The sequence below is a fragment of the Plesiomonas sp. PI-19 genome, from assembly GCF_021368255.1.
Lineage (GTDB): Bacteria > Pseudomonadota > Gammaproteobacteria > Enterobacterales > CAMTGL01 > Plesiomonas > Plesiomonas shigelloides.
Window position 1 is genome coordinate 1,967,986 of the sequence record NZ_JAJNMQ010000001.1, and the last position, 14,574, is coordinate 1,982,559.

The following is a 14,574-nucleotide window of genomic DNA, read 5'->3' on the forward strand; positions in this document are numbered from 1 at the left end:
GGCCGCCGAGGAAAAACCAAAGCAAAAGAAAATAAAATCAAAGGGATGAAAAGAAAAAAGCGGCTTTTATTTGCAACGCCACGCTATCTGCTGAAGCACAATCTCGCCACTTTCACAGATAACAACATTCTGTTGCAAAAATAAGCGAAATGCGCAAATCTCATGCAGAGGGGCCACGTATCAACCATACTTAACGCTAGGCAAACCGACAGCCAGCAGCGTAATCGGTGATGGATAGCGTAAGCCCATTCACGGACGAATTTTCCTCTTCGATAGGCGGTGTGACGATGCAGACAGTATCTTTCTCCGTTATGTCGCAAGCTCTTAGCCTGAGCGCGACAACACAACATATCCGGCATGCAAGCGCACGCGGCTTGGCGCGGTGTACCACTCTGGGGCTAGCCTTGCTGGCATGCGCGTTACCGACGTATGCCGCAACGCAAAGCGATGCCAGACAAGAGCAAGTGCACTATGAGTGCGGCGTATTTACCCCACAAGCGGTAGAGGCTACCTATCAGTACAGTGAAAGCGGCCCACAGCACGTGGTGTTACATTATCAGGGTGAAGAGTTGATATTGCCCTATGTCGAGCGCAATGGACGCGTACTGACTTTTATCAGCGAAGGACACAAGTGGGAAGTCGACTACCCGCATCCTGCTGTCCCCGGCCCACTGGATAATGGCCGCCTATCACAGCGCCAGCCACATCAAGTCAAAGGCTGGCTCTTGGCTATCGAACAGCCATTAGAGCGCGAATGCATGGCACATACCCAAGTTGCCACCAGCGGGTGAGATGAACGCCAGTACTGGCAGAGCGCTATCTCGTGCGCTGACGAGAAGATTGGCCGCGGCCCTCAGCGAGTATCAATCAAGCGCATATGAATTACAGATGAATAAATAGCTCAGCCAAAAACAACCACGCCGCAGTCAGAACTCCCGACTGCGGCGTTTTTTTATCTTTAGCGCATGTATTTAGCCATGCGATTCAGCATACCTTTTGGCCACCAGGATTATTGCCACAAAGGTTATTACGACAAGAGTTATTGCGACAAGGATTCGGACTGCTGCGGCGTGGATGGCTCGATATTCAGCACCCGATTGGCAATGGTTGCCGCCATGATCGACCCATTCACATTGAGCGCCGTCCGCCCCATATCCACCAGCGGCTCGATCGCCATTAACACCCCCACCAGCGCAATCGGGAAGTTCAGCGCCGACAGCACAATCAAGGCCGCAAAGGTACCGCCGCCACCAACGCCGGCCACACCAATCGAGCCTAGCGCAATCGCCGGTAACAACGTGGCTAAAAACGCCGGATCGAGCGGGTTAATCCCCAAGGTTGGTGCAATCATCGCTACCATCATCGCCGGATAAATCCCCGCGCAGCCGTTTTGCCCCATGTTAGCGCCAAACGACGCGGCAAAGTTAGCGATACTGTCTGGGATCCCCATACGTTTTTGCGCTTCGATACTGAGCGGAATCGACGCGGCGCTACTGCGGGAGATAAAAGCAAAAGTCAGCACTGACCAAACATTTTGCAGATAATGCAGCGGATTTTTCCCCAACAGCAACAAAATCAGCATGTGTACCACAAACATCAGCAGCATCGCGGCGTAACACAAACCGATAAAACTCAGCAGACTCAAAATATCTTGCAGACGGTAATGCGCCACCACATTGATCATCAGCGCCATCACCCCATACGGAGTCAGGGCAATCACGGTGCGCACCATCTTCATCACCCACAGCTGCACGGCATCAATACCTTTACCGATCAGCGCGCCTGCCTCCGGCTTATCATGACGCAGTTGCAACAACGCCACCCCAGCCACTACCGAGAAAATCACCACCCCAATCACTGACAATGAACGGCTACCGGCCAGATCGGCAAACACATTGGTGGGGATCAGCGATAACAACAATTGAGGCAGACTCAAATTCTGCACTTCTGCGGCGCTGCTTTGCAGCTCAGCGCTATTTAGCACGCCATGGCTGAGCAGCCCTTGCGCAGTCAAACCGCCAAGCGAGGTCGTCAGCACACCGACAAAACCGGCGATCATCACCAACACCAGCATTGCCGCAATCACCACCGCGCTGATCCGCCCCAGCGAACGGGCATTTTCCAGCTTATTGATGGCCGACAAGATGGAAATGGCGATCAGCGGCATCATCACCAACTTCAGCAAGCTGATGTAGCCGCCACCGACAATTTTCAGCCAGCTCAACGCCAGCACGACCTGCGGATCATCGGCGCCAAAGAAATACTGCATGCCAGCACCAATGGCGACACCCAATACCAAACCGATTAATACCAGACGGGATAATTTACACTCTGCGGCCTGCAGTTTGATTAACAGCCAGCAGCACAATAGGAAAAGGATACAAACAGAAAGGGTTAACCAGGGCATGTTACACTCGAAATAGCCTTGCAGGTCAATACTGCAAATTATTCATTACCATGAGAGTACCGTGTTCAACAGACGGCACTACCTGTGCTTACCGCCGCGCTAATCGCGCAGGCGGCTTTCTGCCCTACTTGTCGAAAGACGAAATAGCGAAGTCGAAATTGGCAAACCCGAGAAAAAACGCATTTATCTCTCGCTGCTGTATACGAATAACATCGCGGTAAGGCAGAAATACACGCCGGTAGTTTATTCCTCTTGTTTCACATAGTCACAATAAAAAACAATATAAACAGGACGATAAACCAGCGCTAACCCTACTAAAAATTAGATAACTAGCATATTGCTCGATAAATAGCCGCCAAACAGGTATGTATTGGCCTGTGTTTGGGCGGCTATTGCGTTTTTATCGTGGGCACAGATAGGCAACACCAATGCCGTTTTTCTAACGGCAATTCATTCTGCGCACGATAATGCGGCGTTACTGCGATTTTCCCTTTACCGCCTGCGACTGCCAGCGAATTTGCTCACCGGAAGCCAACTGCGCCAGTACACTGAGTGGCGGCAAGGTGTTGCCCGCTACCTGCTGCGCTTGCTGACTAAAATTGGCGGTAATCAACGAACCATCACTGAAACGCGTTTGCTGAACTAGCCCATTGGCGGTCAACCAGCGCAACTGCTCCAGTTGCTTATCCCACAGCTGGCGGTGCAACGGTAAAAAGGCTTGCTGGTAATGTTGCAGCGCCTTAATCCGAACACTGCCGGCTTTCGCCGTATTGCGATTTAAGTGCACCATCGGCGGCGTGTTGTAGAGCATCGCGGTGATATCACGCCAGCCTTGCACATCACTGAACTTCAGGCTGTCGCTGTGCCAGTGGTGGCTGCTGATGATCTCGTCATGAAACACCGCTTGATACAGCGGTAATCGGTATTGCGGCGCAAACAACAGCTGCTGATACGGCGCTTTAACCTGTGCCGGACGAAAGAAAAAGTCTGGCTGATTATCCGGATACCACGCACCGAGAAAATACGGCGACTGACGATTTTTGGTCATCTCCGGATCGCCCCAGCCAAACCCGACCGTCTCCAGACCATGAGCAAAGGCCAAGCCACGTGCCGTCACCGCATTGCCGTCTTCCGAGCCAGTCACCCAGCCTTGCGCCGCGAGCCATTGTAGACGCGCGTTAAAATCTGCCGCCATCACACTGGCATGCTGATCCAACGGCGGCTGCGCGTTTGATTTTGACTGCCCTTGTGACTTGTCTTTTGTCTTCTGTTTTGACGCGAGAGCGCTGCGTGAACGGTAATCATTCAGCGCCATGCCAGCGGCATCGACATCCATAAACAGGCTATTAAACTTGCCAGTCTGCATCAGCGCCTTCACCCGCGCCTCGGCATACGGACGGATACAGCCCGGATTCAAATAACTGCCCTTACCACGAAACCCCGGTAACGGCTGACCGTCGGCTTGGATAATACCGCAGCGTTGGCGCCACGCATCGGGGATCTGCGCGCTCAACCAACTGTCATTAACGCCCGCCGGAATGGCCGTACCATACGAGTCATAACTGGCCAGCAAATATCCTGCCGCCCGCCCCGCCTCAACCACCTGCGGCTGATAAAACGCCGGCATCCAGTTATCCAGACCTAACCACAGATGAGTTAATCCTGCTTGTTGCAACGCGGTCAGCATGCCCTGACTCAATCCGCTGCCCCACAAATTATCAGCCAGCAACCAAGCACTGGCGTGCTGGCGCAGATAGGCACGCCGTTGCTGCGCCGCCTGAAATTGTGCCGCGATACTCTGCGCGCCTTCCGCGCGCGGTAATGACACCGGAAACTGCGCATTCAATGCTTGATTAAGCGCCTCGACCAACACCCGGCGCGTATAGCGATTGGCCGGCTCTTTTGCGCTAGCTAGCGGCGTCAGCTCACGTCGTGTCGCGGCATCAAGATGACGGGCTAATTGCGGATCATTGAGCAAAAAGGTGGCTAACGCGGGCCAGTTGGTCACATCATCCACATCAATCAGATCGCGTCCAAACAGGTAGACGTGCGAGGCACCGATTAATTTGGCCACCTCGGGGTTAGCAGCAATCTTGGCACTTAGCGGCTCGCGCAGACCAACCTCTTGCCGCCACTGCCGATAACGGCGCGCACCAGACAGCCAATCATTGCCGGTATGCAGCAAAACCGTCAGCTCGGGAGCCGGACTGAGCGGGTCAAAACGATGCTCAGCTTGCATCGCCACGTTGCCATTTTGACGGGCGGCAAATGCCAACTGATTATCAAACGGCGTCAGTAAAATCAGACTGGTATAGAGCGCAGCGTTTGCACTCGTTGTGGTAGCGTGAGTTGTAGTGGTTGCCGTAGCGGCCGTATTCGCCACACCTATATTGGCAGCCCCTAAATTAGCCAAACTTAAGCGCAGCGTCCAAAACGGGAGTTTCAAATCTTGAGTGGTATTGCTGCCATCGTAAGATTGCTGCAAAAATGTCGCCCAGCGCCGATCGGCAACCGGCACCCGCATCCCTTCACTAAACGGCAACGCCAGCTCACTGACCTGCGGTGCAAGGCTAAACCAGCGCAGTGTTATGGGTGCAGCCTCTAGCGAACGCGCGCGCACCGTCAATCGCACATCACCATCTTCACTGCGTGCTTCGACTACCGCCTGTGGCCACTGCCACTGCGCCCGTGTCGCTTGTACCTGCAACGCGCTGACCGCGCGCTTTTCACCCCCATCACTCACCGGATATGCGACAGGCGCATCTTGCCCTGCCGCATCTGGTAGCCAGCTAATCGCCAAGGTCTGAGGTTCAATCAGATACTGACCACCGGTTGCCGGCAAACTGATAGCGGGTTGGATAGGCTGCGCATACAGCGGCTGCGCTGCTAACACGCCACTTATCAGCAACGCGGCAGTACGCCAAGCTGAAGGACGCAAAAATAAAAGTCGCAAAACTAAGCGCGACGGTATTTTTCTGGCCGGTACCAACAGTGAGCCGGCACCAAGCAAGCAGCGCAAAGAGATAGACAACATGACGATATTCCTTGTAATAGGCGATACCACCGTATTACAGCGCATGCCAACCGGCCAATTGTCATCGCAATGTCATCAATGCACACTCGCGTTACTCATCACGTGCTGCATGTTGCTGTCTTACTGCTCCCCTTGCGCGCTGCGCACCCAGCGTAGCGGTAAGGTCAGCCGCTGCTGTTCGGCAATGCGCAATTGCCCTTGATAGCGGGTCTGCGTCACCACCGCACTCAGCCACACCGCCTTGGCGGGGATCGTCTCTGGCAATTGCGCCGCGCCCTGCGCATTTAACCGGATCGGCCACGGCGCACCGAGCAGACGATATTCTGCATCAAACCACTGCCACTGCAACGAGACCGCCGGACAGCTGCGTACCGTCACTGGCGGCGTCAGTTGCAGTCGATTACCCTGCCCGTCCAACTGCACCCAGTGCTGCTGCGGCCACGGAGTTAGCAAAATCGACGCCGTCCCCGCGCTTGGCCCCGCACTTGGCGCCGCGACGACTTGCTGCTCCGATGGGTTCGATGACTGTGCAGAGCGCGTGATCTGATATACGCCAGAAGGCAGTGGTGCGGAAAGCTCAGTGCTTTCTAACTCGATGTCCTCGGCCTCTTGCTTGGCGTGATTAGCCACGCTCACCGCTGCCGCGTCCGGCATCAAACGAACGGTTGTCGATGCCCCTTCCAGCCGCATCGCCTGATCCGCAGCACTGCTCCAACGCACCTGAAATGCTTGATGCTCCCCGCTGCTACGCTGCTGTAACGATAAGCTGGCCGGACTTTCCGTCACCGACGGCAACAAACGGCCACACTCACTTTCTTCCAAAATCGCCTGATACAACGGCTGCCAAGCGCTGACCGGAACCGACTGCGCACGCACCGCCGACAGCAAATACTGCCACGCCAGCGCACTGTCGCCAGCGGCCAAGGCTTGATAGGCCGGCGTCAAAGCGCTCGCAGCAAACCAGCTACCGGCAAAGCCACTGTCGGCACGGGCATTCAAGCTGCTGCCGAGCACGCCAGCCAACAGCAGCCCAGTCATCACTGGTGACCGAAAAGTCTGTCGGATTCTCATCATCTCTCCTGTGCATCTGCGGGATTCAGGCGATAGCCCATGCCGCGGACGGTATCAATGTGCAATAGCGGCAACTTGCGGCGTAAATTCAAAATATGGTTATCGACCGTGCGGGTCGACGGAAATGCCTCATACCCCCACACTTGATTCAGCAGTTCATCGCGATGAAACACGCGCCCGCACCCACGCAGCAGCAGCGCCAACAAGCTGAACTCTTTGGGTTTTAATGCCACTTCCTCGCCATCAAGCCACGCTTGCTGACGAGCTAAACTCACCGTCAGCTGCTGCGGGCCAACCCGATATTGCAGCAACACTTCACCGACCGGACGCAACTGCGCACGAACGCGCGCCAGCAGTTCAGCAGCGACAAACGGTTTGAGCACATAATCGCGCGCCCCGGCTTGCAAACCCGCGATCCTGTCTTCCACCTCGGTGCGCGCAGTAAGCACGATCACCGGCAGCGCCTTGAGCGACAGCCAATCCGGCAACCACTGCAAACTATCGCCTTCGGGCAATTGGCGATCCAGCACCACCAAGTCGGCACGCATCCAGCACTCCGCCACATCTGCGCAGCGACGCACCCAGCTCACCTCCAACCCATCTTGTTGCAAACAGGCAGCCACCCCTTCGCCCAGCGGAACATCATCTTCCACCAGCAATATCCGACTCATCGTGGTAACTCCAAGGTATAGCGGGTTGGACGGCGCTGTACGCGCAATCGTCCGCCGGCACGTTGCATCATGCGCCGCACCAAAAATAGGCCAATCCCCATGCCTGATTCGTGCGATGTGGTTGCACTCGAAATAGCACGCGACGCTCCCTCACCCGCATCTTCCACCGTCAACGACAAACGCTGCGCTGATAATTGCACCCGCAAGGTAATCGGTGCGCGGCCATGCTGCAGAGCATTGCGGATCAGGTTATCCAGACACAAGGCCAGCCAATAGACAGGCACTGTCACCGGCTGTGACTCAATCGCCGCCGAGTCGACATCGACAGTCAGCAAATCGGTGTATTTCTCGGTCACGCCTTCCAGCCACTCGTCCAGCAGCACGGTCTGCGTTGGCCAACGCGCCCGGCCGGATAAGCTTAAAAACTCGCGACTGGTTTGCGTCAAACGCGCCAAGCGCGCCCCATCACCTAACGCACGCCCCAACGCCAGCTGGCCCGCCGGAGACAACGCGGCATACTCATCGCGTAACGTCTCGAATGCGAGCGCTAAACTCGCCACCGGAGTGCGCAGTTCGTGCGTCAATAATTGCAGCACAAAGCGGCGCTCCTGCGCGGCCCGCCGCCGTAACCACAATAAACGCGCCACCCACAAGGCACACAGCGCCAACGCGCCCCACAGTAACCAACCCCGATTAAAGCGCGCGGGAGCAGGCTGCACACACAGCGCCCCCACCGGCAGCGGACACTGCGCCACGCTATCGCGCGCCACCAGCGTAATCCCCGCTTGATGCGCCAACGCCTGCCACTGCGCGCGCTCAAGTCGCTTAAGCCCAACCGGGCTGCTCAGCCACAAACGCTCAGCACTATCCAGCGCCCAGCTATCGCCACTGAGTAGCAGATCGCGCTGCGCTGGCGCTAATGCCGCCAACGTCTGATGCAACGGATGCGCACTGTCGTCGACACTCAGCCAATTGGCGTACTCTGACCGCAGTGTTGCCATGTGAGCCGCAAGCCCCCGCGCCTGTAACCAGCGCAGATAACGATCCGCATAGCTGCCACCGGCAGGATAACGTAGCGGCGCTTGAGTCAAAAAGGGGCGTAATTGCGCTGTCGATAAAGGCTGGCTCTGACACAGCGCCGCCTCAAAGCGATACGCCTTATCCAGCCCAGCGGGCAACGTCGCCAGCGAGGTATTATCCATTGTCAGCGGACAATCACGACTAAAACGGTAGAGCGCACGCAAGGCCGACCAACCATACTCTGACGTCATCGGATACCGGCCACCACTTAGCAGCAGCCCCTGCGGAAACTGATTCAACGTCTGCTGCGTCACCACCGTGGCCGCGTGGCTCTCGGCGCGCTGACTAAACTGTTGCCATGGGGGCAACAAGCGTTGCGCCAGATTATCCCCCTCACCGAGATACACGGCTGATGCGGCTAACGCGCTGCTTGGCAAGCTGAGCGCCCAAAGCAGACCTAACATTCCCAACAGAGCCGACGCCCAAAACATATTGGGCAACGTATAGCGTGCGCGGGCATACGTCCATCGCGTCCAGCGGGTTTGATCGCGGCAATCCTCAGCCATCGCTCACGTACTCATAAAAAGAAAAGAAAATTATACGCATAAATTCATGGCAACGGCAGGCAGCTCTCTCGCCACAGCAAGGCGCAGATCCAGACCCTAGGCAACAGAAACGCAAAGCACAACGAAAAAGAAAAGGGATGAATAGAAAAAGCAGCAGAAGAGAGAAAAACGAAAGCCGCCCTAAACAGGACGGCTTTTATTGGGAGAAATCGGCTTTGTTGAGCACAGTGTCAGACACTGTTACCACCATCCGTCTCACCGTTGCGGAGAGTGCTCGTCGGGATGGTCGTCGGTCACCAATCACATTACCTCGGCAAAGCAGTTAGATTCCATTTTCTTAGCCACAGCAAACACCTGACCTTTCGCGGCATGCGGCTTTAACTGTGCCAGTTCACCATCATTCAGCGGATGGGTTTGCTGATGATCTGGGTGTGGCTTGGACACAGTCCACTGATGCTCACCACTGCTAAAGACCAGCGTCTTGCCTTGTGCTTGATTTACCGGCAGCACCAGCTCTTGATCCGCATACTGCAGAGTCACCTGAGTCACTTGATCACCGGCATAGTGATAAGTCGCATTCACTGGGTTTGGATTAAACACCCCACAGCTGTACTGAACTTGCTGTTGAACCACTTCAACGTTTTGCGCACTGGCCGGAGCCGCCGCAGCCAGCAGCATGGTCGTTGCCGCAGCCAATACACTCATATTCATCGTCATGTCACATATCCTCATCAATTAATGTCTTCATTACAGGTTCTACACCACAGTCAGACCGCTATGGCCAATAACGCAAATGGTGTCGAGAAACATATTATAAATTGAATAATTACGCTCAATTTATGAATACATATTTATTTATGAGGTATAAGACATCAAGTAACTTAATGTAACAAAATGTTTCCCTGGATTTTATGGCGTGATAAAGTTCACAAAACAAAGGGTGGTTAAAATTAAATATAATTGAAAATCAATTAATTAAAGCTGAATGAGCAATCTGTGCTATTTTCTACCCAATAAAAGAAACCACGGTAATAGACATATAGTCACGCAATAAAAATGAATTTAAATGCTATTTTTAGCCATGCATACTCACAAGCAGCATACTAACCGCACTCACACAAATTGCATACATATTCGTTACTGATATTTCCATTTATGACAGGCCACCGCGATTTACCGTGTAATACCGCCAGCAACAGCACAAACCTAAAAGACGTAAAAGCCAGAAAAAGGGAAAGGGAAAGGGAAAGGGAAAGGGAAAGGGAAAAATTAGCGCACAACAGCTGACCACCAAACCCACACACCGCGCAGAATCACAATAACGCCCCTGTCAGCTTCGCGCGCCTAGGGGCAAACCCGCAGCATAAGCACACCTAAGCACGCCTGACAAAAGAGATCACTCGACCCGTACCGCGGTTCCCGTAACACTGACCATCAACATCCCACCATCTTTACCGACGGTTTCATAATCCACATCGATGCCCACCACCGCATTGGCGCCTAACTCTGCCGCCTGCGCATTCATATCGGCAAACGCCATTTCGCGCGCTTTACGCAGTTCATCTTCATACGCACCAGAACGGCCACCGACAATGTCACGGATCCCTGCTAAAAAATCCTTGAAGAAATTGGCCCCCAAAATCGCCTCTCCGGTGACAACGCCGTGATAAGAGCGAATAGTGCGCCCTTCCAATGAAGGGGTGGTCGAATTAATCATCTGCATACTCCTAAAATACCCTCTAGCGGCATTTATCATGCGCCATCATTTGGCATTACACCACTGCGGTTAAAACACCTTGGCTTATTCCATTGTAAAGCCCGTTTTATAAACAACATACCGCATTATTCTTATGCTAGTTTAACTATGGTTAATAGTTATTAGCAGATACTGGTTAATGTCTAACGCTGCGCATTATAAAAACACAATGTTGCATAATTATATAAATAAACGCTGATCTCAGCGGTATATCAGAGAGGTTACCGTGAAAAGAAAAAAGAGATCATTTCTTCTCAGCGCATTCGCCATCGTATTGCTGGCCAATACGATTTATTTTCTTATTGGCCACACCCTGCTCAATGATAACGACAGCCTAAAAATTAAAATTGACTCACTGTTGCAAAAAACCATCCCCGCCTTAAATTTATCCGGCTCGTTAATGATGTCGACCGACGAATTACGCTACGCCTTGTTAGATCTTCGTCTGCAAGGAAAACCGTCTGCCCAGATCCGCAACAGCAAAGAGCAACAAGCCGTCAGCACCGCCATTACTGACTATTATCCGCTGATTGAATCCACCGAAGAGCACCAGATTTATCGCCGCCTGCAAGATAACTGGCTCCTGTATCTCGATGGCCTGAACGAGGAGGTGCAAAGCGAAACCGACTTTCTCCGCAGTATCGATTACCTGCGCAAAATCGATAATCTCAGTTACGCCCTAGTGCAGAAAAATAATGACTATATTGGCGAGATCCGCTCCCACGAAAACCAATCGCATTTAAAAGCCGCACAACTGTTTGGCTATGGATTTATTTTTAATCTCATCTTCCAAGCGATTGCCGTCACCCTGCTGTATCGGCTGTATATCAGTAAAAATGACGCCATCTTATCCGCTGAAGTTGACCCACTAACCGGTTTGTATAACCGCCGCAAAATTGCGCGGACCTGGGATAAAATCAACATCCACAACAGCGCCATTGTAGTACTGACCGATATCGATTTTTTCAAAAAGATCAATGACACCTATGGCCATGATGGCGGAGACTTTATTTTGCGTGAGGTTGCCTTGCTATTTCAGCAAATTATTGGCGAGCAAGGCGTTATAGCCCGCGTCGGTGGAGAAGAGTTTGCTTTTTTATTCAAAAAACATACTGTCGATCAAGCCTTTGCATTAGCCGAACAGATTCGTAATAGCGCCGAACAGCGCCAATTTGACTATAACGGCACCCCAATCCAGCTAACCTTGTCCTTTGGAATTGCCCGCGCCACCAGCAAACATGATAGCTTTGAAAAAGTGTACTCAGCAGCGGACCGTCTGCTGTATCAGGCTAAACACAGCGGCAGAAATCGCGTCTGCCGCTAAAAACGCCATGAGCCAGCGCGGCAAAGGCCGAATCAATACTGATCCAACCTAGCCCCTTACGAAGCTTTGGCTTCAAAGCGCAGCAAATATTGCTGCGTCAGACGGCGCGCATCCACCAACTGGCTTGGCGTCATCTCTAACTCCACATCTTCGCGGGTCGCCAGCGCCCCTTGCAAACCATTAGCACCCGCCACCGATAACCACGCATACGCCTGCACAAAATCGGTCGACGTGCCTTCACCGTTGGCATACATCAATGCCAAGCTATACTGCGCATCGGCATCATTTTGCAATGCAGCTTGCTGATACCAGTACACAGCTTGCGCATTATCCTGTGCAACGCCCTGACCGGCGGCATACCACAGCGCCACGTTATATTGCGCCTGCACATCGCCTTGCTCAGCTGCTTGGCGATACCAATCAAATGCCTTTTTATCGTCGCGCCGGATCCCTTGCCCATTAGCATACATCGCGCCCGCATTACATTGCGCCACCACATCACCCTGCTGCGCCGCTTTCTCATACCAATACAGGGCTTTTTTGGCATTCACCGGCACCCCGCGCCCCTGTTGGAACAGGCGCGCTAAATTATTCTGTGCCTTCGCGTTGCCTTGCTCGGCGGCTTTTTGGTACCAATTGCGCGCCAAATCATCATCTTGCGCAACGCCCAAACCGTTTTCGTAGGCACTGCCCAGATTGTACTGTGCCAGCGCAAAATTCTGCTGCGCCGCCTTCTGATACCACAGCACGGCTTGCGCTGGATCTTGCGCCACCGCGCGCCCCACACTGTAGAAAATCCCCACATTGTACTGCGCTACCGGCTCGCCTTGGTTCGCCGCTTGCTGATACCAGTACAACGCCTGCGCATCATCTTGCTCCACGCCGACACCATCGTCATAACGCACCGCTATCGCAAACTGCGCCTCCACATTCCCTTGCTTAGCCGCCGCCAGCGCCACCGCAACGGGCTTTGGCCACCACGGGTTAATCTGCGCCTCTTGTTCGGCATGCGCCACATTAGCCTGCCCCAGCGTTAGCGCACTGAGTAACACCGAAAGCACTCGTTTTTTCATGAGATCCCACTGCTTTTGTTTTTTGTCAGACAATATTTTATCGTGGTAACAGCCTGATCGCTGATGCTTTTCCGTGGCAAACGCCGTTATCTGCCGGTGAAAACGGCAAAACGTTAGCCAGATCACAGCTAAAGACAGAAGACAGAATTATCAGGGGGATATGTCAGAGATAGAAAAACAACGTGAAGAAACACAAGGAATCGTAAATATATAGAGGGGAAAAAAAGAAGAGAATCGCAAGGAAGCGAGAAGAATGGGGTGGCTGATGGGGCTCGAACCCACGACAACTGGAATCACAATCCAGGACTCTACCAACTGAGCTACAGCCACCACTGAAGGTGTTTTTTGGTACTACCTTTACCACTGGCGCGGTAAAATGGCGCACCCTACAGGATTCGAACCTGTGACCCACGGCTTAGAAGGCCGTTGCTCTATCCAACTGAGCTAAGGGTGCACTCACTATTGAATAGTGGTCGGTGAGAGAGGATTCGAACCTCCGACCCACTGGTCCCAAACCAGTTGCGCTACCGGACTGCGCTACTCACCGACTCTCGCCACGCATCAATAATCGAATACCTGACTTGATAGGGACGGGATTATACTGAGATGCGGTGGCGAGTCAAAATGTTTTCGCCCCGAAAGCGACTAAATGCTTAAAACTCCAGCAAGAATATGATTTTTTGTGCAGTCTGGTTTTAAACTATGAAGTCTGCTGACTCTTTTGCCTGTTTCTGACACAATACGGCTTCCTTAAATGTGTGGGAGATCGCAGGTCTGATGGCTGGTATGATTATTGACGGGAAAACGATTGCGCAACAAGTCAGAGCGACAGTTGCCCAACAAGTACAACAGCGGATTGCACAAGGTAAACGTGCCCCCGGATTGGCAGTAGTTCTGGTCGGTCAGGACCCCGCCTCCCAAATCTACGTCGGCTCTAAACGCAAGGCCTGCGAAGAAGTCGGTTTTGTGTCCCGCTCCTACGATTTACCGGCTGACACTACCGAAAGCCAACTGCTGACCTTGATTGACGAGCTGAACGCCGCGCCTGATATCGACGGCATCTTAGTACAGCTGCCCCTGCCTGAAAGCATCGATACCACCAAGGTCATCGAGCGTATCCATCCCAACAAAGATGTGGACGGCTTCCACCCGTACACCATCGGCCGTCTGTGCCAGCGCATTCCGACGCTGCGCCCTTGCACCCCTGGCGGCATCATGACCCTGATTGAAAAAACCGGTATCGACACCTACGGCATGGAAGCAGTGGTCGTTGGTGCATCGAATATTGTCGGTCGCCCTATGTCACTGGAGCTGCTGCTGGCTGGTTGCACCGTCACCACCACTCACCGCTTTACCCGCGATCTGGAAAGCCACGTGCGTCGTGCCGACCTGTTAGTCGTGGCGGTGGGTAAACCACACTTTATTCCGGGTGATTGGATCAAGCCGGGCGCAGTCGTGATTGATGTAGGCATCAACCGCCAGCCAGATGGCAAAGTGGTGGGTGATATCGATTTTGCCACTGCCAAAGAGCGCGCCGCATGGATCACCCCAGTACCGGGTGGTGTCGGTCCAATGACGGTGGCGACGTTGATGCAAAATACCCTGCTGGCCTGCGAGAAATACCACGACCAGTAACAGCATTGCACTGACGC

At 53.5% G+C, this 14,574-nt stretch carries 11 protein-coding genes and 3 tRNA genes; 3 read left to right on the top strand and 11 right to left on the bottom strand.

Translation table 11 applies throughout. The features are described from left to right. Window positions 1-287: 287 nt before the first annotated feature. Window positions 288-791 carry a hypothetical protein gene (locus LQ901_RS08815; protein ID WP_146752660.1) on the top strand — a complete coding sequence of 168 codons (504 nt, stop codon included), beginning with the start codon at window positions 288-290 and terminating at the stop codon, window positions 789-791. A gap of 248 nt (window positions 792-1,039) precedes the next feature. Here LQ901_RS08815 and LQ901_RS08820 read toward each other — a convergent pair whose 3' ends face one another. The 7 genes from LQ901_RS08820 to LQ901_RS08850 form a co-directional block, all read right to left on the bottom strand. Further along, window positions 1,040-2,407 carry a cation:dicarboxylate symporter family transporter gene (locus LQ901_RS08820; RefSeq protein WP_152135982.1) on the bottom strand — a complete coding sequence of 456 codons (1,368 nt, stop codon included), beginning with the start codon at window positions 2,405-2,407 and terminating at the stop codon, window positions 1,040-1,042. Window positions 2,408-2,882: 475 nt separating this feature from the next. Next, the gene (locus tag LQ901_RS08825) at window positions 2,883-5,441 is read right to left on the bottom strand and encodes a glycoside hydrolase (protein WP_082935475.1); all 2,559 of its coding nucleotides are present in this window, start codon (window positions 5,439-5,441) and stop codon (window positions 2,883-2,885) included. Between the two features lie 120 nt (window positions 5,442-5,561). After that, the gene (locus LQ901_RS08830) at window positions 5,562-6,515 is read right to left on the bottom strand and encodes a DUF2861 family protein (RefSeq protein WP_082935474.1); all 954 of its coding nucleotides are present in this window, start codon (window positions 6,513-6,515) and stop codon (window positions 5,562-5,564) included. Beyond that, a complete protein-coding gene (locus LQ901_RS08835; RefSeq protein WP_010862095.1) occupies window positions 6,512-7,183 on the bottom strand; it encodes a response regulator transcription factor in 672 nt (223 codons plus the stop codon). Before LQ901_RS08835 ends, LQ901_RS08830 begins: the two co-directional genes overlap by 4 nt. After that, window positions 7,180-8,769, bottom strand: coding sequence for a DUF3404 domain-containing protein (locus LQ901_RS08840; RefSeq protein ID WP_233672163.1), 1,590 nt, complete (start codon window positions 8,767-8,769; stop codon window positions 7,180-7,182). Before LQ901_RS08840 ends, LQ901_RS08835 begins: the two co-directional genes overlap by 4 nt. Window positions 8,770-9,069: 300 nt before the next feature. Then, window positions 9,070-9,486, bottom strand: coding sequence for a hypothetical protein (locus LQ901_RS08845; RefSeq protein ID WP_039046319.1), 417 nt, complete (start codon window positions 9,484-9,486; stop codon window positions 9,070-9,072). A 679-nt stretch (window positions 9,487-10,165) separates the two neighbouring features. Continuing rightward, on the bottom strand, window positions 10,166-10,486 hold the full coding sequence (locus LQ901_RS08850) for a heavy metal-binding domain-containing protein (protein WP_010862098.1): 321 nt from the start codon (window positions 10,484-10,486) through the stop codon (window positions 10,166-10,168). Window positions 10,487-10,751: 265 nt separating this feature from the next. Between LQ901_RS08850 and LQ901_RS08855 the strand changes: the two genes are divergently transcribed. Further along, on the top strand, window positions 10,752-11,849 hold the full coding sequence (locus LQ901_RS08855; protein WP_233672164.1) for a GGDEF domain-containing protein: 1,098 nt from the start codon (window positions 10,752-10,754) through the stop codon (window positions 11,847-11,849). 56 nt (window positions 11,850-11,905) lie between these two features. Here the strand turns inward: LQ901_RS08855 and LQ901_RS08860 are convergent, their stop codons facing one another. From LQ901_RS08860 to LQ901_RS08875, 4 genes are all read right to left on the bottom strand, one after another. Then, window positions 11,906-12,922, bottom strand: a complete 1,017-nt coding sequence (locus LQ901_RS08860; RefSeq protein WP_233672165.1) for a tetratricopeptide repeat protein — start codon at window positions 12,920-12,922, stop codon at window positions 11,906-11,908. 254 nt (window positions 12,923-13,176) lie between these two features. After that, window positions 13,177-13,252: transfer RNA gene (locus LQ901_RS08865), tRNA-His, on the bottom strand. 47 nt (window positions 13,253-13,299) lie between these two features. After that, window positions 13,300-13,376: transfer RNA gene (locus tag LQ901_RS08870), tRNA-Arg, on the bottom strand. Between the two features lie 16 nt (window positions 13,377-13,392). After that, window positions 13,393-13,469, bottom strand: a tRNA-Pro gene (locus LQ901_RS08875). Between the two features lie 230 nt (window positions 13,470-13,699). Between LQ901_RS08875 and folD the strand changes: the two genes are divergently transcribed. Next, window positions 13,700-14,557, top strand: a complete 858-nt coding sequence (gene folD, locus LQ901_RS08880; RefSeq protein WP_010862101.1) for a bifunctional methylenetetrahydrofolate dehydrogenase/methenyltetrahydrofolate cyclohydrolase FolD — start codon at window positions 13,700-13,702, stop codon at window positions 14,555-14,557. Window positions 14,558-14,574: the final 17 nt, after the last annotated feature.